The sequence below is a fragment of the Promicromonospora soli genome (assembly GCF_014653785.1).
GTDB classification, from domain to species: Bacteria; Actinomycetota; Actinomycetes; order Actinomycetales; family Cellulomonadaceae; genus Promicromonospora; species Promicromonospora soli.
In genome coordinates this window covers 162,608-187,699 of record NZ_BNAS01000002.1, presented here as the reverse complement: position 1 = coordinate 187,699, position 25,092 = coordinate 162,608, and the positions used below count along the sequence as shown (strand labels likewise).

At 71.7% G+C, this 25,092-nt stretch carries 19 protein-coding genes; 12 read left to right on the top strand and 7 right to left on the bottom strand.

The window, feature by feature from the left end; translation table 11 throughout:
- Nucleotides 1-3: 3 nt before the first annotated feature.
- The 3 genes from IE250_RS06650 to IE250_RS06640 all read right to left on the bottom strand — a co-directional run bounded on the left by IE250_RS06650 (nt 4) and on the right by IE250_RS06640 (nt 3,560).
- Nucleotides 4-1,578, bottom strand: coding sequence for an ABC transporter substrate-binding protein (locus IE250_RS06650; RefSeq protein WP_189668518.1), 1,575 nt, complete (start codon nt 1,576-1,578; stop codon nt 4-6).
- Nucleotides 1,579-1,647: 69 nt separating this feature from the next.
- On the bottom strand, nt 1,648-2,583 hold the full coding sequence (locus IE250_RS06645) for a carbohydrate ABC transporter permease (protein ID WP_189668517.1): 936 nt from the start codon (nt 2,581-2,583) through the stop codon (nt 1,648-1,650).
- Nucleotides 2,580-3,560: an ABC transporter permease gene (locus IE250_RS06640; RefSeq protein WP_189668516.1), complete on the bottom strand. Its 981-nt coding sequence runs from the start codon at nt 3,558-3,560 to the stop codon at nt 2,580-2,582. The genes IE250_RS06645 and IE250_RS06640 overlap by 4 nt, the downstream gene beginning before the upstream one ends.
- 330 nt (nt 3,561-3,890) lie before the next feature.
- On the opposite strand from IE250_RS06640, the gene IE250_RS06635 reads away from it, so the two are divergent.
- Nucleotides 3,891-4,778 carry an alpha/beta hydrolase gene (locus tag IE250_RS06635; RefSeq protein WP_189668515.1) on the top strand — a complete coding sequence of 296 codons (888 nt, stop codon included), beginning with the start codon at nt 3,891-3,893 and terminating at the stop codon, nt 4,776-4,778.
- Between the two features lie 37 nt (nt 4,779-4,815).
- On the opposite strand, the gene IE250_RS06630 is transcribed toward IE250_RS06635, so the two are convergent.
- On the bottom strand, nt 4,816-5,832 hold the full coding sequence (locus IE250_RS06630; protein WP_189668514.1) for a LacI family DNA-binding transcriptional regulator: 1,017 nt from the start codon (nt 5,830-5,832) through the stop codon (nt 4,816-4,818).
- Between the two features lie 88 nt (nt 5,833-5,920).
- On the opposite strand from IE250_RS06630, the gene IE250_RS06625 reads away from it, so the two are divergent.
- Nucleotides 5,921-6,295 carry an L-rhamnose mutarotase gene (locus IE250_RS06625; protein ID WP_189668513.1) on the top strand — a complete coding sequence of 125 codons (375 nt, stop codon included), beginning with the start codon at nt 5,921-5,923 and terminating at the stop codon, nt 6,293-6,295.
- A 58-nt stretch (nt 6,296-6,353) separates the two neighbouring features.
- On the opposite strand, the gene IE250_RS06620 is transcribed toward IE250_RS06625, so the two are convergent.
- On the bottom strand, nt 6,354-7,799 hold the full coding sequence (locus IE250_RS06620) for an APC family permease (protein ID WP_189668512.1): 1,446 nt from the start codon (nt 7,797-7,799) through the stop codon (nt 6,354-6,356).
- Between the two features lie 204 nt (nt 7,800-8,003).
- Here IE250_RS06620 and IE250_RS06615 point away from each other — a divergent pair, with 204 nt between their 5' ends.
- The 8 genes from IE250_RS06615 to IE250_RS06580 all read left to right on the top strand — a co-directional run bounded on the left by IE250_RS06615 (nt 8,004) and on the right by IE250_RS06580 (nt 18,767).
- Entirely contained in the window at nt 8,004-9,521 is a 1,518-nt protein-coding gene (locus tag IE250_RS06615) for a sugar ABC transporter ATP-binding protein (protein ID WP_189668511.1), read from the top strand.
- Nucleotides 9,518-10,594, top strand: coding sequence for an ABC transporter permease (locus tag IE250_RS06610; RefSeq protein ID WP_229872211.1), 1,077 nt, complete (start codon nt 9,518-9,520; stop codon nt 10,592-10,594). The genes IE250_RS06615 and IE250_RS06610 overlap by 4 nt, the downstream gene beginning before the upstream one ends.
- Nucleotides 10,591-11,655 carry an ABC transporter permease gene (locus IE250_RS06605; RefSeq protein ID WP_229872210.1) on the top strand — a complete coding sequence of 355 codons (1,065 nt, stop codon included), beginning with the start codon at nt 10,591-10,593 and terminating at the stop codon, nt 11,653-11,655. The genes IE250_RS06610 and IE250_RS06605 overlap by 4 nt, the downstream gene beginning before the upstream one ends.
- Before the next feature lie 11 nt (nt 11,656-11,666).
- Nucleotides 11,667-12,686 (top strand): rhamnose ABC transporter substrate-binding protein, encoded by a 1,020-nt coding sequence (gene rhaS, locus IE250_RS06600; RefSeq protein WP_189668510.1) that lies wholly within the window; start codon nt 11,667-11,669, stop codon nt 12,684-12,686.
- A gap of 226 nt (nt 12,687-12,912) precedes the next feature.
- Nucleotides 12,913-14,088 carry an L-rhamnose isomerase gene (rhaI, locus tag IE250_RS06595; protein ID WP_189668509.1) on the top strand — a complete coding sequence of 392 codons (1,176 nt, stop codon included), beginning with the start codon at nt 12,913-12,915 and terminating at the stop codon, nt 14,086-14,088.
- Nucleotides 14,085-15,062 carry an alpha/beta hydrolase fold domain-containing protein gene (locus IE250_RS06590; protein WP_189668508.1) on the top strand — a complete coding sequence of 326 codons (978 nt, stop codon included), beginning with the start codon at nt 14,085-14,087 and terminating at the stop codon, nt 15,060-15,062. The genes rhaI and IE250_RS06590 overlap by 4 nt, the downstream gene beginning before the upstream one ends.
- A complete protein-coding gene (locus IE250_RS06585; RefSeq protein ID WP_189668507.1) occupies nt 15,059-17,146 on the top strand; it encodes a bifunctional aldolase/short-chain dehydrogenase in 2,088 nt (695 codons plus the stop codon). Before IE250_RS06590 ends, IE250_RS06585 begins: the two co-directional genes overlap by 4 nt.
- Before the next feature lie 94 nt (nt 17,147-17,240).
- Nucleotides 17,241-18,767, top strand: coding sequence for a rhamnulokinase (locus IE250_RS06580; protein WP_189668506.1), 1,527 nt, complete (start codon nt 17,241-17,243; stop codon nt 18,765-18,767).
- Nucleotides 18,768-18,931: 164 nt separating this feature from the next.
- On the opposite strand, the gene IE250_RS06575 is transcribed toward IE250_RS06580, so the two are convergent.
- Entirely contained in the window at nt 18,932-20,113 is a 1,182-nt protein-coding gene (locus IE250_RS06575; RefSeq protein ID WP_189668505.1) for a substrate-binding domain-containing protein, read from the bottom strand.
- Complete coding sequence (locus IE250_RS06570; protein ID WP_189668504.1) at nt 20,110-22,005, bottom strand: heparinase II/III domain-containing protein; 1,896 nt, start codon at nt 22,003-22,005, stop codon at nt 20,110-20,112. The genes IE250_RS06575 and IE250_RS06570 overlap by 4 nt, the downstream gene beginning before the upstream one ends.
- Before the next feature lie 172 nt (nt 22,006-22,177).
- Here IE250_RS06570 and IE250_RS06565 point away from each other — a divergent pair, with 172 nt between their 5' ends.
- Both IE250_RS06565 and IE250_RS06560 read left to right on the top strand, forming a co-directional pair.
- Nucleotides 22,178-23,200 carry a hydroxyacid dehydrogenase gene (locus IE250_RS06565; protein WP_308434114.1) on the top strand — a complete coding sequence of 341 codons (1,023 nt, stop codon included), beginning with the start codon at nt 22,178-22,180 and terminating at the stop codon, nt 23,198-23,200.
- Nucleotides 23,197-25,080, top strand: a complete 1,884-nt coding sequence (locus IE250_RS06560; protein WP_229872209.1) for a DUF2264 domain-containing protein — start codon at nt 23,197-23,199, stop codon at nt 25,078-25,080. The genes IE250_RS06565 and IE250_RS06560 overlap by 4 nt, the downstream gene beginning before the upstream one ends.
- The last annotated feature ends 12 nt before the right edge of the window (nt 25,081-25,092 follow it).

Genomic DNA, 25,092 nt, shown 5'->3' with positions numbered 1-25,092 from the left:
CGGCTACTTCTGCGCCGCCAGGTACGCGTCGGCCTGCTTGTTGAGCTCCTCCTGGACCTTCGGCAGGCCGGCCGTGTCGAGGGCGCTCTTGAGCTTGTCCAGACCCTCGGTGACGTCGACCGCGCCGGCGAACAGCGGGTTGGCGAACTCGGCGATGGCCGCCGTGATCTGGGCGTGCTCCTTCTCCACCTCGGCCAGGTCGGGGATGAAGGTGGCGAACGGGTCGAGCGTGAAGTTGTCGTACTCCTTGGACCAGTCGAACCAGGTGGTCTCGCTCTCTGACATCCGCGAGTACTTCCGCTCGAGCGGGACGCGCCAGCTCATCGCGAATCCGGGGAAGTTCGCGTAGTCGCCGACCTGCTCGTAGGCGTCGTCGCCCACGGCCTTCCAGTCGGTGCCCTCCTCGCCGTACTGCAGGAGGTCGTGGTTCTCCTGGATGGACACCCAGTCCAGGAGCTGCAGTGCCTTCTCGGCGTCGGCCGCCGCGGCGTTCACGACCACGAGGTTGTCGGCCTGGAAGGTCTGGTTCGGCTTCGCCGACAGGCCTTCGCTGAACGGGAGCAGGGTCACGAGCGAGGCTCCCTTCACCGCCTGCTCGAGCAGGTCGAGGTGCCCGGACGTGTCCGCGCCGTCGGTGATGCCCCAGCACGTGGCTGCGCCGCCGCCGTCGAACTGCGACTTGAGGGTGGCCGGGTCGGCGTTGAGGCGGTCGCCGTTGATGATGCCGTCCTCGTAGTACTTGCGGACGCGGTGCAGGGACTCCAGGTACGGCTCGTACTCCCAGAAGGGCACCGCGTCGGTCGAGCCCGTCGTCGCCGCGTCCCGGGACGGGACGAACATGAGGGAGTCGCTGGAGAAGTAGAGCGGGAGGAAGTCGGGCGTCTCCCAGCCCTGCGCGTAGAGCACGCCGGTCGGGGCGCCGAGCACGTCGAAGGGCGAGTTCCGGTTGATGTACCCGGGGATGCCCTCCTTCTGCTGCACGTCGTACCAGAACTTCTCGAGCTGGTCGAAGGTCTCGATGCTCCCTCCTGCGTACTTGTCGACGAGGTCGCCGCGCGCCACGACGTGGTGGATGCGGGCCGCGCTGTTGACCGCGGGCACGCCGTAGACCGAACCGTCGGGCCAGCGGTTGGCGTCGAACGCGCTCTGGTCGACGGCGGCCATGAGGTTCGGGTACTTGCCGCTCGCCAGGGCTTCGTCCAGCGGCTCGAGCGCCTTCGACTCGATGAGCTGGGCGATGTTGAGCCAGCGCGCCGAGAGCGCCGTCTGGAAGTCCTCGCCCGACGTGAACTTCAGCAGGGACTGTGAGGCGTAGTTGGTCCAGTTGATGAACTCGGGCTTGAACTCGAAGCCGAGATCGGCCTTGAGCTTGGTGTTGACCGCGGCGCGGATGCGGTCCCACTGCGCGGGTACGTCACCGGGCAGCAGGTGGCCGAAGGTGGAGGTGGCGGCCTCTCCACCCCCGCTGGGGGCGCAGGCGGCGAGGGTGGCGGCGGCGAGCAGGCCGCCGGTTCCGGCGAGAAATCCTCGGCGGGAGACGGGCAATGACAGTCCAGCGGCATCGATGAGCTGTGCCATGGTGCTTTCCTCTCGAAAGACTTGGGTCGTGCGACGGGGTGCGACGGGGTGCGACGGGTGGTGCCGGGTTCAGCCCTTGGTGGCGCCGAGCGTGAGGCCCTTGACGAAGTAGCGCTGGGCGAAGGGGTAGGCGAGGAGAATCGGGCCGATGGTGATGACGGTCATCGCCAGCCGCATCTGGTAGACGGGCGCAGCGGACACCGTTCCGAGGTCGGCCGCGTTGGCGACGCTCGTGATGAGGTTCTGGAGAACGAGCTGCAACGGGTACTTGGCGGGCTCGCTGATGAAGAGCAGGGCGTGGAACCACTCGTTCCAGAACGCCACCGCGTAGAAGAGGGCGATGACGGCGATGACCGGCTTCGAGAGCGGCAGCACCACCTGGAAGAAGATCCGCAGCTCGCCGGCGCCGTCGATCCGTGCGGCGTCGAGGATCTCCTGCGGCGTCGCCCGGAAGAAGCTGACCTGCACGAACACGAGGAACGGCGCGATGGCCATCGGCAGGATGACGGCGAACCACGAGTCCCGGAGCTGCAGGACCTGCGTGATCAGGATGTACATGGGCACGAGGCCGCCGGTGAACAGCATCGGGATGTAGGCGAACACCGCCAGCGGCCGGCTCACCAGGGGCAGGCCGCGCGCGATCACCCAGGCGATGCCCGACGTCGCGATGACGGCGATCACCGTGCCCACCACGGTGATGAAGATCGTCGCGCCGTAGGAGAGCCAGACTCGCGACCCGGCGAAGATCGTGGTGTATGCGTCCAGCGAGAAGGGGTCCGGCCACAACGAGTACCCGGTCTGTGACAGCGACGACTCCGCGGTGAAGGAGCCGGCCACGACCATCCAGAACGGCACGATGCAGACGATGGCGAACGCGATCACGCCCGCGTAGCTGACGACCGTGAAGGTCTCGGGGCGCTGCCGCTGCCGGACGCGAGGGCCGGTGGGCGGCGTCGTCGACACGGGCCGGGGGCGGGGGCGGGCGGGGGCTTCGACGGTGGTCATAGCAGCGAGGTCTCCTTCGCGTAGCGACGCTGGACCAGGGTGGCGGCCACGACCAGCACGAAGCCGATGACCGACTGGAACAGGCCGATCGCGGCGGTCGTGCCGAAGTCGCCGATGGTGCGCAGCGCCCGGAAGACGTAGGTGTCGATGACGTCGGTGGTGGAGAACAAGGTGCCGTTGTCGCCGACGATCGCGTAGATGGTGCCGAAGTCGCCGTAGAAGATCCGGCCGACGCCGAGCACCAGGAGGATCGCCGCCGTCGGCTTGAGCAGGGGAACCGTGATCCGTAGGGCCATCTGTGCCCGGCTCGCGCCGTCGATCACGCCGGCCTCGTACACCTCCTCGGGGATCGCGGTGATGGCCGCGAGGAAGATGACGCTCATGTAGCCGCCCATCTGCCAGACCTTGACGACGGTCAGGATCCACGGCCAGGGCCCGGGCTCGGTGTACCAGGAGATGGACGGCAGCCCGAAGACGTCGGTGAGGTCGTTCACCAGGCCGCCGCGTCCGCTCGGTCCCGCGAGGAACGCCTGCAGGAAGATGCTCACGACGATCGGCGACACGAAGTACGGCACGAAGATCACCGACTGGAAGAACCGCTTGGTCACCCGGCCGCGGATCTCGTTGAGCATGATCGCGAGCAGGACGCCCGAGCCGAGGGTCGCGGCCAGGAACAGGATGTTCAGGAACAGCGTGTTCCACAGGATCCGGCCGGCGCCGCCCGAGGTGAAGAAGAACTCGAAGTTCTCGAAGCCGGCCCAGGGCGACCCGAAGACGCCGTCGGCCACGTTGAAGTCCTGGAACGCGACGATCAGCCCGGCCATCGGGCCGTAGGCGAAGACCACCAGGAGGATGACGGCGGGGGCGGCCAGCAGGACGAGGCCGTAGTCGCGGCCGCGCCTCTTCTGGCGATTTCCGCTGCGTGCGGTTCGGGGGTCCGCGAGGCTGTTCGTCGCGGCGTCGAGGTCGGCACTCATCGCCGCGCACCTCCGCCGTGGAGGGACGCCGGTGATGTCCGGTCGTGTGCGCGTGGGTCCACGGCTGGCTCTCTTCTTCTTCGAAGATTCGGTGGCGGATTCGGTAGCTCTGCCCTTGCACCGTGCACGCTAGGGGCGCCGCGACGGCCATGTCAAGAAAGAATGGAAAGCGCGTTCCGTCGCTCTTGCCGATTGATGGCCCGGAAGGTGTCGACACCGGGGGTCGGGTGTGCAAGCATCTGACTCGAATTGGAACGCGCTTTCCCTGGGTTGGCGCAGCGCAGCGCCGCGACCTCAAGTCGTGGTGCCCGCACGACGGGAGGAACGCGTGTGACCAGCGCCGGGCTACATGTGACGCGCACCCCCGCGCGGGGGACCCGGCGCGGGACGGTGGTCGCCGTGCACGGGATGATGGAGAGCGGCCCGACCCTGCACGGCGCGGCCGACGCCTGGGCGGCGACCGGCTGGGAAGTGCTTGCTCCTGACCTGCGTGGACACGGCCGCTCGCCGCGCTGGGACCCCGCCGATCAGCTGCACGCGGGCGACCGGCTGACCGAGGACCTTGTGGCGGTCCTTGACGAGCTGGCCGTGGGTTCGGGCGTGGGTGCGGATTCGGACGGCGCGGGGTCGGACGCGGGGTCGGGCTCGGGCGCTGGTGTGACCGAGCCGCTCGTGCTGTTCGGGCACTCGGCCGGCGGCGGCGTCGTCGCGGCGGCCGCTGCCCTGCGTCCGGAGCGGGTGGCCGGGGTGCTGCTCGAGGACCCGTTCTGGCGGCTCCCGGTCACGTCGCGCCAGGACCGGGCGGTGGCCGAGCAGGCGTATCGCGACCTCGTGGCCCGGCAGACGCGGTCACTCGCAGAGCTGGCGGCCGAGGGTGGCGTCGCGCACCCGGGCTGGGACCCGGCCGAGCTGCCTGCTTGGGCCCATGCCCAGCACGACGCCGATCCTGTGCTCGTGCGCCACGGACACGTCATCCCGACGCCGCCCTGGCCCGACCTCGTGCGCCGGCTGACAGCCGCCAGGGTGGACGTGCTGGTCGTCACCGGGGGAGTCTCGCCGGAGGTCGGCATGACGGCCAGGCACCGGCGGCTGCTCGTCGGGAGCGGCGCCCGGCTCGCGGTGGTCGACGGCGCATCGCACTTCGTGCGCCGGGACGCACCGGCGCGTTTCGCCGCGATCTCGGGCGAGTTCCTCGCCGGCCTGGCCCAGCCGAAGTAATCGCGTGGAGTGGACCGGGCAAGGCAGAGCAGCCGGGTCAGGAGGAGCTCGAGCTCCGCACCACGAGCGTCGGCTGGAACATCACGTGCTCGGCCTCGGCGTCGGGCCCGCTGAGCAGGAGGTCCGCGGCGCGGGCGCCGAGCTCGTGGGTCGGCTGGCGCACCGAGGTGAGGGGTGTGGACAGCTCGGCGGCGAACGCGACGTCGTCGTACCCCACCACTGCCATGTCCGTAGGGACGGCGATGCCCTCGGTACGGAGCGTGCGCAGCACGCCCAGCGCGACCAGGTCGTTGACGCAGAAGACGGCGGTGGGCTGGTCGCCCGACTCCAGCAGCCCGCGGATCGCGGCCTCCCCGCCCTCCGCGTTGAGGCTGGTCACCGTGACCTCGAGCAGGGCCGACGCCGGATCCAGCCCGGCCGCCACCAGCGCCTTGACCACGCCGTCGTGCCGGTCGGCGCACTGCCGGATCGTGTGCGGGCCGTTGAGGAACGCGATGCGCGTGTGCCCCTGGTCCAGGAGGTGCGTGGCGGCGAGCTCGCCGCCGCGGACGTCGTCGACGGCCACGGAGGAGATGGTCGGGTCGGACGACGGGCGGTCCAGCAGGACGACCCCGGTGCCGCGACGGCGGACCGCGAGGAGATGCTCGATGTCGTTGGTGGCCGGCACCACCATGACGCCCTGTACGCCGTGCTCCTCGAAGAGGCGCAGGTAGCGCTGCTCGCGGTCCGGGTCGTCGTCGGACGAGGCCACCATGAGCGTGAAGTCGTCGCGGTCCAGGCGCTCCTCGATGCCGCGCGCGACGTCCGTGAAGAACGGGTTGGCGATGTCGAGGACTATCGCGCCGACCGTGGTGATGGTCCCCGCGCGGAGCTGCCGGGCGGATCCGTTGCGCACGAAGCTCAGCTCTTCGATGGCGGCCTCGACCCGCTCGCGGGTCCCCGGCAGCACGCGTTCGGGCCGGTTGAGCACGTTGGAGACCGTGCCGACGGAGACGCCGGCGACGCGGGCGACGTCGGCGATGGATGCTCGTCGGTGAGCGGCCTGCTGGGTCATGGAGCGCCTCCTTGCTTCGGGCTACATTATGAACCGTTTCATGACGGTGGGTCGCCCTTCGGCGGGCTCAGGAACCGGAGGACCGGACATGTCGAGCAAATCAGCGGGCGCACGCGTCTGTTTCACGTCCCGGGTGCGGGCAGACCGTATCCCCGAGTACCGGGCGGCACACGCCGCCGTCTGGCCCGAGATGCTGGAGGCGTTGCGCGATACGGGCTGGCGGGACTACTACCTGTTCCTGCGTGATGACGGGCTGCTGGTCGGGATCCTGGAGACCGACGACTACGCGGCGGCGCAGCGCGGGATGGCCGCGACCGAGGTCAACGCGAGGTGGCAGGCTGCGATGTCCGGGTTCTTCGTCGACGAGGGCAACCCGGACGACGGGTTCGTGCTGCTGGACGAGGTGTTCCACCTGGAGGGCCAGCTGGCGGCACTGGGCCTCCCGACCACTGCCACCACCTGAACCGTCAGACGTACAGGCCACCCGGGTGACCTGTACGCCTGACACTTCGGGGATCGCGTCAGTTGACGCCGCCCTCCGGCTCGTTGATCGCCTCGAGGTCGGTGATCGCGGTGCGCTGGCCGAGCAGCCGGTTCGTGATCCACATCAGGATCCACAGCACGAAGCCGATGCCCAGCAGCCAGCCGGCGATCTGGTACTGGAGAACGTCCCGGCCCGTCCACGGGCCGACGAAGAACGCGCAGGCGATCGCGCCGATGATCGGCAGCACGGTCGGCGCCACGAAGTGCCTGCGGTCGATGGTGTCCTTGCGCAGGACCAGCACGCACACGTTCACGATGGCGAACACGGCCAGGAGGAGCAGGGCCGTGGTGCCGCCCAGGGCGGCGACGACGTCGTTCTCCGGGTCGCGGCTGACGAAGTAGATCAGCCCGAACGAGATGGCAGTCGTGACCAGGATGGCAACCCACGGCGTCTGGCGGCGTACACCCACGCGGCCCAGGACCTCGGGAAGCACGCCCTGCTTGGCCATGCCGTAGAGCAGCCGGCTCGCCATGAGCATGTTGATGAGCGCCGAGTTGGCGACGGCGAACATCGAGATGAACGGCAGGATGTCGCCGGCCGGTATGCCCGGAGCCGCCGTCTCCACCACGGTCACCAGCGGGGTGTCACTGTCGGCCAGGGTGCCCACCGGCACGATCGCGACGGCGAAGAGCGCCACGAGCACGTAGATGACCCCGGTGATGCCGATTCCGGTGATCATCATCTTCGGGAAGTTCTTGACCGGGTCGCGGGTCTCCTCCGCCATGTTCACGGAGTCTTCGAAGCCGACCATCGCGAAGAACGCCAGCGACGTCGCCGCCGTGACGGCGAAGAAGGCACCCTTGTCCCCCGGGTCGTCGAAGATGATGGTGCGGCTGAAGTCCGTCCGGCCGGCGAAGACGGCGTAGAAGCCGATCATGATCACCAGCAGCAGGCCGGACAGCTCCACCAGCGTGAGGAAGATGTTGGCCTTGACGCTCTCGCCGACGCCGCGCAGGTTCACGGCGGCGACCACGGCCATGAAGATCAGCGCGACGGTGATGACGAGCGTCGCGTTGGTCTCGTCCAGCCCGAAGCCCACCGCCAGGTTCGACGCGAAGGCGCGTGACGCGGTCGATGCCGAGGTGATGCCGGAGCACATGACCGTGAAGCAGACCATGAACGTGAGCAGGTGGATGCCGAACGCCTTGTGCGTGTAGAGCGCGGCGCCCGCTGCCCGCGGGTACTTGGTCACCAGCTCCAGGTAGGAGAACGCGGTGATGAGCGCCACGAGGAAAGCGACGATGAACGGCGCCCACGCCGCACCGCCGACCTCGGCGGCCACATCTCCCGTGAGCGCGTAGACGCCCGTGCCGAGAATGTCGCCCACGATGAAGAGCAGGAGCAGCTTGGGCCCCATCACCCGCTTGAGCTCGGTTGGCTCCTCGCCGAGAGCTGCGTGCTCATCGGCCACTGGTTGGCTCATGTCCGGTCACCTCCGTGAAGTACCGCGGGTAGGTATCACCCCTGATCGCTCAAGAGTTCCGCAAGCGCAACGCTTGGGCAACGGACGCGCCGCAAGTTCTTGACGTCCTGACCGAGCCGGTCTATGTTCCGGTTAAGCCGTTTGAACGATTCAACGGCCAGACCGCGGTCATCGCCGACCGCCCGCACAGCTCGACGGAGAGACATGCCGAACGCAACACCGACGCTGCGCCTGGAAGGGGTGGCCAAGTCCTTCGGGCCTGTGGCAGCGCTCCGCTCCGGCACCCTGATAGTCCAACCTGGCAGCATCCACGCCCTCGTCGGCGAGAACGGTGCGGGCAAGTCCACACTGGTCAAGATCGTGGGTGGCGTGCACCGCCGCGATGCGGGCGTGGTCGAGCTCGACGGGGAGCCCGTCGACTTCCACGGTCCCGCCGAGGCGAAGGCTGCAGGCGTCGCCGTCATCCACCAGGAGCCCGCGAGCTTCCCGGACCTGACCGTCGCCGAGAACATCTTTCTCGGCCGGGAGCCGCTCGGCCGGTTCCGCCGGATCGACCGCCGCGCGATGCGCGAGGGGGTACGCGAGCTGTTCCGGAACCTCGGCGTCGATCTCGACCCGGACCGCCCCGCCGAGGGCCTGTCCATCGCGGACCAACAGATCGTCGAGATCGCCAAGGCGATCTCCTTGGACGCCCGCCTCCTGGTCATGGACGAGCCGACGGCGGCGCTGAGCGCCGTCGAGGTGCGCCGCCTGTTCGCCGTCGCCCGGGGGCTGCGCGACGCCGGCCACGCCGTCGTCTTCATCTCGCACCGCCTCGACGAGGTCGCCGACCTCTGCGACACCGTCACCGTCATGCGCGACGGCGAGCACGTCTCGACAGACGCCGTCGCCGACGTCACGCCCGACCAGCTGGTGCGGCGCATGGTCGGGCGCGAGGTGGCCGAGCTCTACCCCAAGGTCCCGAGCACGCCCGGCGAGGTGGTGCTCCAGGTCGAGGGGCTGGAGTCCACCGGCACCTTCCACGACGTGTCCTTCGAGGTGCGGGCCGGCGAGATCGTCGGTCTCGCGGGCCTCGTCGGCGCGGGACGCAGCGAGATCGCCCGGGCGGTGTTCGGCGTCGACCGCTATGACGCCGGGCGCGTCGTCGTCGGCGGGCGGAACCTGCGTCAGGGCGACCCGGCCGCGGCCATCGCCGCGGGCCTCGCCCTCGTCCCCGAGGACCGGCGCCTGCAAGGCCTGGTCACCGAGTCGTCGGTGGCCCGCAATGTGTCCGCGGTCTCGCGACGGCGCCTGGCGCGCCTGGGCATCCTGCTGCCCGACGCCGAGGCGCGCCTCGCCCGCGACTGGTCCGGCCGGCTCGAGGTGAAGGCCGGGGCGCTGGACGCCGTGACCACCACCATGAGCGGCGGCAACCAGCAGAAGGTAGTCCTGGCGAAGTGGCTGGCCACCGGCCCGAAGGTGCTCATCGTCGACGAGCCGACCCGCGGTATCGACGTCGGCACCAAGGCCGAGGTGCACCGGCTGCTGTCCACGCTGGCCGCCGAAGGGCTGGCTGTCCTCATGATCTCGTCCGAGCTGCCGGAGGTGCTGGGCATGGCAGACCGCGTGCTCGTGGTCCGCGAGGGGCGTATCGCCGCCGAGCTGAGCCGCGCCGAAGCGACTCCCGAAGCCGTGATGCGCGCCGCCACGCCGGGTGCGTCCGAGAGCGAGAGTGCAGCATGAGCGTCCTCTCTCTCCTCCGCCGCCGCGAGGCCGGGATCGCCCTCGCCCTCCTGGTCGTGATCGGTGTGACCACCGCGATTCAGCCTGGGTTCCTGCTCAGCGCGGGCGGCTGGCGGGACCTGCTGCTCACCCCTTCGATCCTCGTGGTGCTCGCGGTGGGACAGGCCGTCGTGGTCATCACGCGCAACGTGGACCTGTCCGTCGGATCGGTGCTGGGGCTCACCGCGTACCTGACGGGGCGCCTGTTCATCGACGCGCCGGACCTGCCGATCGTCGTGGTGGCGCTCGTCGCGGTCGCGGCCGGCACGCTGCTGGGCCTGCTCAACGGCTCGATAGTGGCGTTCGCCCGCGTGCCCGCTCTCGTCATCACGCTCGGCACCCTCTACGTGTACCGCGGGGTGACGCTCACCTGGGCGGGCAGCGACCGGATCGACGCCGGCGACATGCCGCGCGCCTTCCTCGGCCTGGGCACGCGGCAGGTCCTCGGCGTGCCCGTGCTGACCTTCATCGCGGCGATAGTGCTGGTGGCCGTGGCCTACTACCTGTACACCGCGCGCGGCGGGCGCCAGCTCTACGCCATCGGGTCCGACCCCGACGCCGCCGCGCTGCAGGGCCTGCCCGTCCGGCGCCGGCTGCTGTGGGCGTTCGCGCTGAACGGGGCGCTCGCCGGGCTGGCCGGCGTGATGTTTGCCGCCCGGTACGGGACCGTTTCCTCGGGCGCGGGAGCCGGCTTGGAGCTCCAGGTGGTGGGCGCAGTCGTGGTGGGCGGCGTCGCGATCTTCGGCGGCAGCGGCACCGCCGTGGGCGCCGCGCTCGGCGCGATGCTGCTGCTCACCATCAACCGGGCGCTGCCCGTGGTGGGCATCCCCGACTTCTGGCAGCGCGCGGTGGTGGGCGCACTCATCATCGGCGCGATCGCTCTGGACCGGGTGCTCGCGAACCGCCGCTCGCGCCGCCTGGCAGCCGCGCGAGACGCCGAACCGCCGCCCGGCTCCGCCCCGCCCGGCTCCGCCCCGCCCGGAGGCGGCCCGAACGACGCAGGCCCCGACGACCGCGAGGAGGCGACCGCATGAGAACCCACGCCCGCCCGTGGTGGCAGCGTGCGCTGCTCACCCGCGAGATGCTGACCATCCTGATCCTGGTCGTGGCCTGGGTGGTCGCGTCCGCGGCCGTCCAGGGCTTCGACGGCCCGCTCACCATCACCTACCTGGTGCTGGACGTCGCCCCGGTGCTGCTCATCGCGCTTCCCATGACGCTCATCATCGCCACGGGAGAGATCGACCTCTCGGTGGCGTCCGTGGTGGGGCTCTCCAGCGTGACGTTCGGGCTGCTGCACCAGGCAGGGCTCGGCCTGTGGGTGGCGCTGCTGGTATCGGTGCTGCTCGGAGCGGTGTGCGGGGCAGTCAACGGGGCCCTGGTCGCATACGCCGGCCTACCCTCGCTGGCGGTCACCATCGGCTCGCTCGCCCTGTACCGCGGCCTCGCCGTGGGCCTCCTCGGCACGACGGCGGTCACCGGGTTCCCCGAGTCCTGGACCGACGGTGCCACGGAGAACCTGGGGGAGTCGCCCTACCCGGTGATCACCCTCGGGCTCCTCCTGATGATCGCCGTGTTCGCGGTGGTGCTGCACGCGACGCCGTTCGGTCGCGACGTGCTGGACATCGGCCGCAGCAGCGAGGCCGCCCGGTTCTCCGGCGTCGACGTCAAGCGCACCCTGCTGATCCTGTTCGTGCTGTCCGGGGCGGTGTCGGCGCTCGCGGGCGTGTACTACACGCTCCGCTACGGCAGCGCCCGCGGCGACAACGCGACCGGTATGGAGCTGCAGGTCGTCGCGGCAGTGCTGCTCGGCGGAGTCTCGATCTTCGGCGGGCGGGGCGCGATCCATGGCGTGGTCGCGGGAGTCCTGCTCATCGGTGTCCTCGGCAGCGCGCTGCGCCTGGAGGGCGTCACCGTCAACGTCATCAACATCGTGATCGGCTCGGCGCTCGTCGTGTCGGTTGTCGCACCGCGCATAGCGGGCGGACTGAGAGTTCGACGGCGGAGCGCCGCCATCGCACCCCACGAGCCTCCTCGCTTCGCTGCGGGGGCTCACGGGGACCCCGATGGCGGCTCCGCCGTCGGGCAAGGAACATAGGGAGACGAACGATGAAGTTCACATCTGTGCTCGCGGCCGGCACGGCCGCCGTGCTGGCGCTGGGCCTGACCGCATGCGGTTCCGGCGACGAGGGTGGTGGTGGCGGTGGCGGGGGCGACGACGTCACCATCACCATGCTGCCCAAGAACCTGGGCAACCCGTACTTCGAGGCGTCGACGGCCGGCGCCGAGGAGGCGGCCGAGGAGCTGGGCGCCACGGTCGAGGAGGTCGGGCCCGACGCCGCCTCGCCGGACGCCCAGGTGCCGTTCATCAACACGGCGGCGCAGCAGGGCGTGAGTGCGCTGGTGGTCTCGGCCAACGACCCGACGGCGATCGGCGACGCGCTGGAGGAGGCGCGGTCGGCGGGCACCAAGGTGGTCACGTTCGACTCGGACACGGAGCCCCAGTTCCGTGACCTGTTCGTCAACCAGGCCTCCGCCGAGGGCATCGCGGACAAGCAGCTCGAGCTGATCTCGGACCAGATCGGCGGCGAGGGCGAGATCGCGATCCTGTCCGCCTCGGCCAACGCGACCAACCAGAACGCGTGGATCGCGCTCATGGAGGAGAAGCTGGCCTCCGACTACCCGGACATCGAGCTCGTCGAGACCGCCTACGGCGACGACGACGACCAGACCTCGTTCGACAAGACGGCGGCGCTGCTGCAGTCGCACCCGGACCTCAAGGGGATCGTCTCGCCCACGACCGTCGGCATCGCCGCAGCGGCGCGCTACGTGTCGACGTCGGAGTACAAGGGCAAGGTGGCGGTCACCGGCCTGGGAACGCCGAACCAGATGCGCGAGTACGTCGAGGACGGCACCGTCGAGGCGTTCGCGCTGTGGAACCCGAACGACCTGGGCTACCTGGCGACGCAGGCCGCCGCCGCCCTCGCGGCGGGGGACATCACGGGCGAGGAGGGCGACACCTTCGAGGCCGGCCGCCTCGGCGAGTTCACCGTGGGGGCCGACGGCGAGGTGCTGCTCGGGGAGCCGTACGTGTTCGACAAGAGCAACATCGCCGACTTCGACTTCTGACCTGATCGGTAGGCTGCGTGTCGGACGTACGGGTCGCTCCGGTGACCCGTACGTCCGACCTGTCTGCCTCCCATCCTGCCGTCGGACCAGTACCGCGGGGCGTCGTGGCCCTCCGGGGCGACGTGCTGCTCGAGCCGACGCCTTGACCGTCCGGCGTCGGCGGAATAGGCTCCAACTGAATCGTTTCAAGGTGCGCACGAGGGCGTGCGCGGAGAGGGAGAACGCCATGGCGGCATCCACACGTGTCGAGGCGGCCAAGTCCGCGCTCCGGCAGCAGACCATCGAGCTGCCGTCCTGGGCCTTCGGCAACTCGGGCACGAGGTTCAAGGTCTTCAGCCAGCCGGGCGTGCCGCGGGACCCGTTCGAGAAGCTCTCCGACGCCGCTCAGGTGCACCAGTACACCGGCGTCGCGCCGCGGGTCAGCCTGCACATCCCCTGGGACCTCGTCGACGACTTCGGGGCCCTCGCGCGGCACGCCGAGGACCTCGGCGTGCAGATCGGCATGATCAACTCCAACGTCTTCCAGGACGAGGACTTCATGCTCGGCTCGCTCGCGCACCCCGACCCCAGGATCCGGGCCAAGGCCGTCGACCACCACAAGCAGTGCATCGACGTGATGCGGGCCACGGGCTCCAAGGACCTCAAGGTCTGGCTCTCCGACGGCCTCAACTACCCCGGCCAGGACTCGATCCGGGCCCGCCAGGACCGGATCGCCGAGTCGCTGCGCCAGATCTACGACGCGCTCGACGACGACCAGCACATGGTGCTCGAGTACAAGTTCTTCGAGCCCGCGTTCTACGTCACCGACGTCCCGGACTGGGGCACCTCGCTGCTGCACGTCATGGCGCTGGGCGACCGGGCGAAGGTGGTGCTCGACACCGGCCACCACGCCCCCGGCACGAACATCGAGTTCATCGTGGCGCAGCTGTTGCGCCAGGGCCGCCTCGGTGCCTTCGACTTCAACAGCCGCTTCTACGCCGACGACGACCTCATGGTCGGTGCCGCGGACCCGTTCCAGCTGTTCCGGATCATGCACGAGATCGTCTCCGCCGGGGCGCACGCACCCGACAGCGGGGTCAACTTCATGCTCGACCAGTGCCACAACATCGAGCCGAAGATCCCGGCCCAGATCCGGTCGGTCATGAACGTCCAGGAGGCGACGGCCAAGGCGCTGCTCGTCGACGTCGAGGCGCTCACGGCGGCCCAGCTGTCCGGTGACGTGCTCGGCGCGCACGGTGTTCTCATGGACGCGTACGACACAGATGTCCGGCCGCTCGTCGCCGAGGTGCGCGCGGAGATGGGCCTGGACCCGAACCCGACCGCAGCCTTCGCGGCGTCGGGCTACGCCGAGAAGATCGCGAGCGAGCGCGTCGGTGGCGCGCAGGCGGGCTGGGGTGCGTGAGCGTGCTCGTGGGCGACCGCGTGCTCGACGGCCCGCACGGTGACCTGCGGGTGCGGCTCTACGAGCCCGCGGCCGACGCCGAACGAGTGGCCGGCCTGGTGTGGGCGCACGGGGGTGCGTTCATGCACGGCGACCTGGACATGCCCGAGGCCGACTGGGTCGCCCGGAGCCTCGCGGCCGCGGGCGTCGTCGTCGTGAGCGTCGAGTACCGGCTCGCCCCCGAGCTCGACTACCGGGACCCGGCCGTCGCCCAGGCACCCGGCGGCGCTCGGTTCCCGGTCGCGTCCGAGGAGGTCACCTTCGCCTACCGCTGGGCACGGGACGCCGGCCTCGGCGTCGGGCCGGGGCGCTGGTCGCTGGGCGGGGCGAGCGCCGGCGGGAACCTGGCGGCCGGCGCGTCGCTGCGCCTGCGCGACGCGGGCGGAGCGCAGCCGCGCAGCGTCGTGCTCGCCTACCCCGTGGCGCACTACGAGCTCCCGGCGCCCAGCCCGGAGCTCGCGGCGAAGATCGCGGCCCTGCCGCCCGAACGGGACTTCCCGCCCGAGGCGATGCGCGCGATGGGTGCCAACTACCTCGGCCGCAGCGACCTGCCGATCTCCCCGTACGCGCATCCCGGAGGACAGGACCTGCGCGGGCTGCCGCCCACGTTCGTCGTCACGTCCGACCACGACGCGCTGCGATCGTCCGGTGAGGCGTACTGCGCCGAGCTGGCCGCGGCCGGCGTCGACGTGCTGCTCGTCCGCGAGGACAGCACGTATCACGGCCACCTCAACGAGCCCGACACCGCCGGCGCGGCACGCAGCATCATGCGTATCGCGGCCTGGCTCACCACCGACGGGCTCGTCGGCACGCCCCACGAAGCACCGCACCACAGAAGCTCAACGCCTCCGCCGGCCGAGCTTGCCGGGACCTGGGTCTCGACAAGCTCGACCAGCGAGGAGGACCCAACCGAAACGGAAGCAGCAGCCCGATGACCCACCAGACTGCCGACGCCACAGACCACCCGACGGTCGCCGCGCTCGTCGCCCGCTCGAACCGGCTGGGCGGCGACCCGAGGAACACGAACTACGCCGGCGGCAACACGTCCGCCAAGGGCACCGCGCCGGACCCGGTGACCGGCCAGGACATCGAGCTGCTCTGGGTCAAGGGCTCCGGCGGCGACCTCGGGACGCTGCAGCCCAAGGGCCTGGCCGTGCTGCGTTTGGACCGGATGCGGGCGCTCGCCGACGTGTACCCCGGCCTGGACCGCGAGGACGAGATGGTCGCCGCGTTCGACTACTGCCTGCATGGCAAGGGCGGTGCGGCGCCGTCGATCGACACGGCGATGCACGGCCTGGTCGACGCCCCGCACGTGGACCACCTGCACCCGGACTCGGGCATCGCCCTGGCCACCGCGGCCGACGGTGAGGCGCTCACCCGCGAGATCTTCGGCGACCAGGTCGTGTGGGTACCGTGGCGCCGGCCGGGGTTCCAGCTCGGCCTGGACATCGCGGCGATCAAGGCGAAGAACCCGCAGGCCATCGGGTGCATCCTGGGCGGCCACGGCATCACAGCCTGGGGTGACACCAGCGAGGAGTGCGAGGAGCGGTCGCTTGACATCATCCGGCGGGCCGAGGACTTCATCGTGTCCCGGGCCGCGTCGCGGGACGCGCACCCGTTCGGGCCGCAGCGGCCGGGTTACGAGCCGCTGCCCGACGACGAGCGGCGGGCTCGCGCGGCGGCGCTCGCACCCGTGATCCGCGGGCTGGCGAGCTTCGACGCCCCGCAGGTCGGCCACTTCACCGACTCCTCGGTCGTGCTGGACTTCCTGGCACGCGAGCGGCTGCTGCCGCTGGCCGAGCTGGGCACCTCGTGCCCCGACCACTTCCTCCGGACCAAGGTCAAGCCGCTGGTGGTGGACGTTCCGACGTCGGCGACGGTGGAGGAGACCGTGACCGCGCTGCGCGCGGCGCATGCGGCATACCGCGCGGACTACGCCGCGTACTACGAGCGGGGTGCCGCGGCCGCACGGGCGCGCGGCGAGGAGCCGCCCGCGATGCGGGGCGCCGACCCGACGATCGTGCTGGTCCCGGGCGTGGGCATGTTCTCGTACGGGCGGAACAAGCAGACGGCGCGGGTGGCCGGCGAGTTCTACGTCAACGCGATCAACGTGATGCGCGGCGCGGAGACGATCTCGACGTACGCCCCGATCGCGGAGGACGAGAAGTTCCGCATCGAGTACTGGGCCCTCGAGGAGGCGAAGCTGCAGCGCATGCCGGCGCCCAAGCCGCTGGCGATGCGCGTAGCACTGGTCACCGGGGCGGCGTCGGGCATCGGCAAGGCGATTGCTACGCGGCTCGCCGCCGAAGGCGCGTGCGTGGTGGTCGCGGACCTGGACCTCGCGAAGGCCACCGCGGCGGCGGCAGAGCTCGGCTCGGCGGACGTCGCGATCGGCATCGCGATGGACGTCTCGTCCGAGGCGGCCGTGCAGGCCGGCCTGCGGGAGGCTGTGCTGGCGTTCGGCGGCGTCGACCTGGTGGTGAACAACGCCGGGCTGTCCCTGTCGCGGTCCCTGTTCGAGACCACCGAGGCCGACTGGGACCTGCAGCACAACGTCATGGCCAAGGGCTCGTTCCTGGTTTCACGTGAAGCGGCGCGCGTGCTCGTGGACCAGGGCCTGGGCGGCGACATCGTCTACATCTCCTCGAAGAACTCCGTGTTCGCGGGGCCGAACAACATCGCCTACTCCGCGACCAAGGCCGACCAGGCGCACCAGGTGCGGCTGCTGGCCGCCGAGCTAGGCGAGCACGGGATCCGCGTGAACGGCGTCAACCCCGACGGCGTCGTGCGCGGTTCGGGCATCTTCGCGTCCGGCTGGGGTGCCAACAGGGCAGCGGTGTACGGGGTGCCGGAGGAGAAGCTCGGTGAGTTCTACGCGCAGCGCACCCTGCTCAAGCGGGAGGTGCTGCCCGAGAACGTGGCGGCGGCCGTGTTCGCGCTGTGCAGCTCGGACTTCTCGCACACGACCGGTCTGCATGTACCCGTCGACGCGGGCGTGGCAGCGGCGTTCCTGCGGTGAGTGCTTCAACGCAGCGGCGCTCCGGCCGACCATGCGGTTGCTACGGAAAGACCGCGCTGATCCAGCAGCAAGCGCATGGTCACCAGGACCAGTCATGGTGAGGCGGCCGGGGTTTGTCGCCGTCGACCTCGGGGCGACCAGCGGCCGGGTGATGCTCGGCATCATGGGGTCCGAGTCCGAGTCCGAGGGGCCACCGTCGAAGGTAGAGCTGGTCGAGTGCGGCCGGTTCGCGAACGGACCCAGGGCGGACGACGACGGCGCGCTCCGGTGGGACGTGCGCGCGCTGTGGGGCGGGATCCTCGACGGGCTGCGGTCCGCGGGCCGCGTTGCGAGCGAGCGGGGCGTCGAGATCCGCGGGGTCGGCGTGGACTCGTGGGCCATCGACCACGCGTTCCTGGACGCGTCCGGCGACCTGGTGGCGGACCCGTTCTGCTACCGCGACCCGCGCACAGACGGGGTCGCCGACGAGGTGTACCGGCGGATCCCCTTCGCCGACCACTACGCGGTCAACGGGCTGCAGCACCTGCCGTTCACCACGGAGTTCCAGCTGGTCGCGGGGGTCTCGACAGGCTCGACCACCGAGAAGACGGGCTCGGCCAGCGGGGGCGAGTGGGCTCGCGCCGAGCAGCTCCTGCTGATCCCCGACCTGATCGGGTACTGGCTCACGGGCCGCCGCGTCGCGGAGGTGACGAACGCGTCCACCACGGGGCTGCTCGACGCTCGTACGCGCACCTGGTCGGCCGAGCTGCTGGGCCGGCTCGCGGCGGAGTATCCCGAGCTTGCCGGGCTCCGGGACCGGCTGCCGGAGCTGGTGGAGCCGGGCGCCGCCGTCGGACACCTCCTGCCCGAGGTGCAAGAGGCGACCGGGCTCGGTGATGTGCCGGTGCTCGCGATCGCCTCCCACGACACGGCGTCCGCCGTGGCGGCGACCCCCCTGCGGGACGGCGCGGCGTACATCTCGTCGGGAACGTGGTCGCTCGTCGGGCTGGAGCTGCCCGCTCCCGTGCTCACAAAGGCGAGCCGCGCGGCGAACTTCACCAACGAGCTCGGCCTCGACGGGACCGTGCGGTACCTGCGCAACGTCATGGGCCTGTGGGTGCTCGACGAGTGCGTCCGGGCCTGGTCCGCCGACGACGGCGCGCCCGTCGACCTGCCCGGCCTGCTCGACGCGGCCGCCGCAGAGCCGGGCGGCCGCTGCCTCGTCGACGTGGACGGCGACGAGTTCCTGGCCCCGGGCGACATGCCGCGCCGGGTGTCCGACGCCGTCGCTCGCCTCGGCGTCGACCTCCCGGGCACGCGGCCTGCCCTCGTGCGGGTCATCCTCGACAGCCTCGCGGCCTCCTCCGCGCGGGCGATCTCGGACGCGTCTTCCCTGGCGGGCGTGGTGGTGAGCGCCGTGCACGTGGTGGGCGGCGGGTCGCAGAACGAGCTGCTGTGCCGGCTCACGAGCAAGGCGGCCGGGCTGCCCGTGATCGCGGGACCGGTCGAGGCGACCGCGCTCGGCAACGTGCTGGTGCAGGCGCGGGCCGTGGGTGTGGTGTCGGGCGACCTGGCGGCGCTCCGCGACGTGGTGCGCTCGAGCGTCGCGCTGCGCCGCTACGACCCCGAGCCCGTGCGGTAGCCGGGCCGTGCCCCTGACTCGATGTGCCGGTACGCAGAGCCGCAGTCCCCGGTGAGCCCCGGGGCGAGCACTACTCCGCTGGGGAGGTAACGCTGAGCGAACATTGCTCCCGCTCCGTAACCCTCTCCGAGGAGTAGTGCTCGCCCCCGGACAAGACCGCACGATCAGCCGCGGAAGGCGCTCGACGCGCGCACGATCAGCCGGGGGCTCAGCTCGATGCGGTGCACCGGGCGGTCGGCGCCCGCGCCCGTCGCCAGGTCGCCGCCGTTGCCGCCGTCGGCCTCGGCTCCGGCAATCCCCAGGCGCCGCGTCAGCAGCTCCACCGCGCCAGCGCCGATAGCAGCCCTTGGCGGTCGTACAGCGGTGAGCGGGGGATCGGCCAGCCCGGCCACCTCGTCGTCGTAGGCGACGACGGCGAGGTCCGCCGGAATCCGCACGCCGCGCTCCTGCGCCTGCTCCACCAATGAGATCGCCTCCCGGTCGGAGTGCACGAGGAGCGCCGTCGCACCGGCAGCCGTGCACTGGTCCAGGACGGAAGCGGCCTCGCCGGCCCAGCCGGCGTCGGACACCGGCAGCGTTCCCAGGTCCAGCGCGACGTCGAGCCCCAGCTCGTCGGCGACCGCGAGGAACCCGCGCCTTACGGCGGTCGTGTGTGGGCTGGTCCGTGACGCCACGAGCCCGACCCGCCGGTGCCCGCGCTCCGCGAGGTGCCGCACAGCGGTCCCCGCACCGAGCGCGTGGTCGGTGGCGACCGACTCCAGCGGCTCGCGGTACGGCCCCGCCGCCAGATGCCGCTCCATGAGCACCACCGGCAGGCTCAGGCCGGCGAGCCACTCGCCCAGCTCCGTGGCCTCGGGCCCCTCGACGGGTGGCGCCACGAGCAGGCCGTCGACGCCTGGGCCGCCGTCGTCCCCGACGAGCGCCGCGACCTGGCGTCGCACCTGGTCGACGTCGTAGGACGCGCCGCGCAGGATCAGCCGCGCCGCCCCCTGCGCGGCACCCCGGGCGCCGCGGATCACCTCCGGCCAGTAGTAGTCGAGCGACGGCACGACCATGCCGATCGTCGGCTGGTCGACGCCGCCGGCGGACGTCGCGTCGGGCAGGGCGATGCCGGTGCTGGCGCCGGTGTGCGCACCGATACCGCTGGCGCGGGCAGGGATCCGGGCGCCGCCGTGGACCTTCTCCAGCGTGCCGTCGGCGACGAGCAGAGCGAGGTCGCGCCGCACGGTGACGGGCGTCACGCCGAGCACGCGCGACAGGTCGCTCACCCGCGCCGACCCCGTCTCCCGCACCCGCGCGATCAGTCGCGCCCGACGCTCGCTCGGGAGCGGCGCTTCCTCGGTCATTCAGCCTCCTGCGGTCTGGACCCGGTGGGTCTCATCGTCACCCGGAACGTGCCCGACGGTGTCTCTGCGCGCGCCGTCAGTCGCAGCCGCGTCAGATGTTCACCCCAGACGGCAGTCAGCTCGGGGTCGTCCAGGTCACGCACGTCGAGCTCGGCCTCGACTGCGTCAGGGTCCCATGCGATCGCCAGCGCGCGCGCATACGCCGGGTCGACGCCGTCCGGCGCGAACCGGGCAAGCGCCCTGCCGTGCGCGAGAGTGACGTCGCCGGCGAGCAGCCAGTGCCACGCGGTCCGCCCTTCCGGCGTCCTGCCCCGTGCCCTGCCCACGTCTGAGAAGGACCAGGAGTCCTCGACGGTCACGGCCTCGGCGTCCCGGTCCAGGGCAACCTCGCGCCACCAGCGCTCGAGCCCGTCCACCGGATAGCCCCCGGCGAGGTCGAGCCGGGCTCGCCAGCCCTGCCCGGTGGCTACGTCGCCATCGGACGTCTCGAAGTCGCGCGCCGCGTACTGCTCGCCCGGCGCCTGCTCCACACCGCGCACACGGGGCACGTTGTGCCAGTCGCCGCGGACCACCCACAGGTCGTACCGGTCCGGCCCGAACGTCCCGGCGCGGTAGGTGGGCTTGCCGGCGTCGACGACGACAGGCACGCCGTCGAGCGCCACGATGACCGAGCCCACGTCCACGTGGTTGTGGTTCTCGCCGTTGTGCCCGCCCTTGACCGATACCGCGAGCCCCCGCGCCGACCCGGCCTCCGAACGCGCGACGGCCAGCCCGGTCGACGGGAAGAAGGCGTGCCCCACCAGCGGCGGAGCGGCGGCGGGGGCGTCGGCCCAGGCGGCGTCGGACAGCATCCGGACCGCGCGCGGGAGGGAGGATCGCTCGTCGAACAGGCCGCCCGGCCGGCCGCGGCACGACGCCGCGTGCCGGGCCGCGTCGTCGTCACCCACCCGCAGGGCCCACGTGTACACGACGTTCCAGGGCCAGGTCGCGAGTGGCCGCGCGGCGCCGTCGGCGACGTTGACGTACCAGTCGCCGCCGAGGTGCATGGCGTGCGGGAAGGCGAGTGTCGCGCGGATGCGGCCGAGCGCCTCCGCCCCCGGTTCGAGGCCCGCGAACCCGAGCAGGTCCTGCGCCTCGAGCGCGCGGGCGGCGCCCTGCCACCAGTAGTTGTAGCCCTCGTCCACCCCGCCGTCGGCGGGCAGCGACGCCCAGTAGGCGGCGATCCCCTCCGCGACGAGCGCGGACACGGCCCGACGGCGGTCCGGGTCCTCCTCCAGCGCGAGGTTGGCGGCGAGCACGTTGCCCTGGATCCAGGGGCTCCAGTTCATGATCGGGTGGTCGACGCCGAGCCACCACCAGTCGCGCCGTTCGGTGAACGGCCGGAGCACCCGGGCCTGCGCCTCCAGCCGGATGCGCCAGCGCACGCCGGGCGCGCGGTCGTCGAGCGCCGGGCCGAGCAGATGGTCGATCCAGGCGAGCTGCGCGGCGACCTCGCCCGCGCCCAGGTCGAGGTAGGGCTCGGTGACGGTGGGCGTGACGCGGCCGAAGCGCTCGAACGTGTCGTCGTGCGCGGCCCAGCACCAGGTCGACTGCTCGCACAACAGCAGGATGCCGTCGACCACCTCGTCGACGCGGTCGGGGCGCGGGTCGTGCAGTGCCGCCAGCGTGGCGCGGGTCAGGCGCGCGTGCCGGGCGGCGACGTGCCCCTCGTAGACCGTGCGGTCGCCGTCGCGGAAGAACCGGGCGTACTGCGAGGCGAGGGTCTGCGGCCAGGGGGTGCCGCGCTCGGCGTCAGCCACCGCGAGCGTGGGCGCGAGGGCGCCTGTCACGTGATGGGAACCCCAGAAGCTCCGGACGGTGACGTCGGGCGCAGGCAGCGGCGGTGCTGTCATGTGCACTCCTCCAATGATCGAAAATGATCATATAGGAACTCTTTGCTCGAAGCCAGGGCTTGCCAACTGCCCACCGCGTGGGCTTCAATGGCCATCGTCCGATCGTAGGTGATCGGAATTGTTCGTCTTGTTGATCGGACGGACACGACACTCGAAGGAGAGGAGCGCGGTCGTGCGGCAACCCGAGGCCCTGCTGGTCATGGACGACCGGGCACGGCGTATGCAGTTCGGTCCCGAAGAGGACACCCGGCTGCGTGCGCTCGCGAGGCTTGGCGAGCCGGTCCGCGTGACCGCCTACGACACTCCCGAGGCCAAGGCCCGTCTGGCCGACGTCGAGGTGCTCGTCACCTCGTGGGGCGCACCCCGGATCACCGCCGAGGTGCTGGACCTCGCCCCGAACCTGCGCGCCGTGCTGCACTGCGCGGGGTCGGTCCGGCCGCTCGTGTCCGACGCCGTCTGGGACCGCGGGCTGCTCGTCACCAACGCGGTGGCCGAGAACGCGCTGCCCGTCGCGGAGTTCACGGTTGCCGCGATCGTCATGGCCGGCAAGAAGGCGCCCTTCCTCGCGAACATCGCCCGCAAGCGGCGCGACGACTGGTCCTACCTGGGCGAGCACGGGGTGCTCTCCAACCGGGACCGGAGCATCGGGATCATCGGCTTCTCCCGGACCGGGCGGCAGGTCGTGGCGCGGCTTACCGTTCCGGGTTCCGGCCCCGAGGCGCGTGAGATCCTCGTGGCGGACCCGCTGGTGGACCCCGCCGTCGTGGCGGCGGCCGGCGCGCGGCTGGTGCCGCTCGACGAGCTGCTGGCGGCGTCCGACATCGTCTCCCTGCACGCACCCGAGCTGCCCTCGACGCGGAAGCTGATCGGCGCGCGCGAGCTGGCCCTCCTGCCCGACGGCGCCACCCTCATCAACACCGCGCGCGGCGCCGTGGTTGATACCGCCGCGCTGGAGCGCGAGTGCGTCACCGGCCGCATCTACGCAATGCTCGACGTCACCGATCCGGAGCCGCTGCCCGCGTCGTCGGTGCTGTACGACCTGCCGAACGTCATGATCACGCCGCACATCGCGGGGTCGCTCGGGACGGAGACGCGGCGCATGACCGCCGCCGCGCTCGACGAGCTGGAGCGGTACGCGCGGGGTGACGCGCCCCGGAGCGCAGTGACCCGCGCGGACATGGAGTTCGTCGCATGACCGGCCACGCCCCCGAGATGCAGACCGGGGCCGAGGCCCGCGCGTGGCTCGCCGCCTACGCCGACCGGCTGCTGGCCGCGGTCCAGCCGTACGCGTCGCCGAGTGGTTCGCTCATCACGCTGCCGGGCAAGCCCGGCGGGTACGGCACCGCCGTCGACGGCCTGGAGGGTTTCGCGCGAACATTCCTGCTGGCCGGCTTCCGGCTCGCGGGGGAGGACGGCGCGGACCTGCACCACCTCGCAGAGCGGTACGCGGCCGGGCTCGCCGCCGGCACGGACCCGTCCCACCCCGAGCGCTGGACCCGGCCCGAGGAGCACGGCCAGGCCAAGGTGGAGGCAGCCTCGCTCGCGCTGATCCTCGACATGACGCGGCCCTGGATCTGGGACCGACTCGCCCCCGACGTGCAGGAACGCACTGTCGAGTACCTCGGGTCGGTGGTGGGCGACAGCGGCTACCCGGACAACAACTGGGTCTGGTTCCGGATAGTGGTCGAGACGTTCCTCCGGTCGGTCGGCGGCCCGTTCTCCGCCGCCGACGTCGCGCGCGACCTCGCCGCCCACGACCGGTTCCGCCGTCCCGGTGGCTGGTTCGCCGACGGTCCCGAGCGGAGCTTCGACCACTACGCGGGCTGGGCTCTGCACCTGTACCCGGCGCTGTGGGCGCGGATGTCCGGGGCGGCGTCGGTCGCCGAGGCGGCGGGCGACGACCTGGCCGTCCGGTCGGCCACCGACCGAGAGCACCTGGAGCGCTACCTCGCAGACGCGCTGGCCCTCGTCGGGTCCGACGGCGCCCCGCTCCTCCAGGGCCGCAGCCTCACGTACCGCTTCGCGGCCGCCGCGCCGTTCTGGGCGGGCGCCTTCGCGGGTGTCGGCCGGCCGGGGCAGCTCCGCGAGGCGGCGACACGCATCGTGCGGCACTTCGCCGACCACGGGGTGCCGGGCCCGGACGGGCTCCTCACCCTCGGCTGGCACCACCCGTGGCGCCCCATCGCGCAGCGGTACAGCGGCACCGGCTCGCCCTACTGGGCGAGCAAGGGCCTGCTCGGGCTCGCGCTCCCGCCGTCGCACGAGGTATGGACCGCGGCCCCGGAGCCGCTCCCGGTGGACGACGGCGACGTGCTCACCGTCGCCGCCGCGCCCGGCTGGGCGATCAGCGCCACGCGCGGCGACGGGATCGTGCGCGTGATCAACCACGGCACCGACCACACGCTGCCGGGGTCGGATCCTGGCGACTCGCCGCTGTACGCGCGGCTCGGCTACTCGACCGCGACGTCGCCCCTGCTCGACGCCGACGCCTGGCGCTCGCCCCTGGACCAGTCGGTGGTGCTGCTCGACGCCGACGGCCGGGCGACGCACCGGGCGGGCTTCGAGACCGCGCTGGTCGAGCTGGTCGAGACCGACGGCATCGCCGCCGCCGTGCTCGCCTCCGTCGCCGACACGCACTGGATCGAGCCCGACACCTCAGCCCCGGACCACGGCTCCGGCCGTCCCGGCGAGTCCACGCCGGCGGGCCGGATCACGACGGTCTCGCTGGTCCGCGGCCCGTGGGAGGTCCGCCTGGCGCGGGTCTCGACGGGCTCGGCCGGCGAAGCCGTCGCGCTGCGGATCGGCGGCTGGGCCGCCGGCTCGGACCTCGACTCCCGGATCGTCCAGCTCGTCGGCGTCGGGGAACCCGGTGCGGCGCACCACGACGACGCCACTCCGCTCGGTGCGACCACGACGCCGTGGATCCGGTACGCGCCGGTCCCGGTCGGCTGGGTCGGCGTCGGCGTTCACCTGGCACGGACGCCGGACATCGGGCATCCGCGTCTCGAGCTCACCGCCGGACAGGCCACCGTGACCTGGCCGGACGGAAGACGGACCACGGCAACCCTGCCCTGACCACCCACGCTC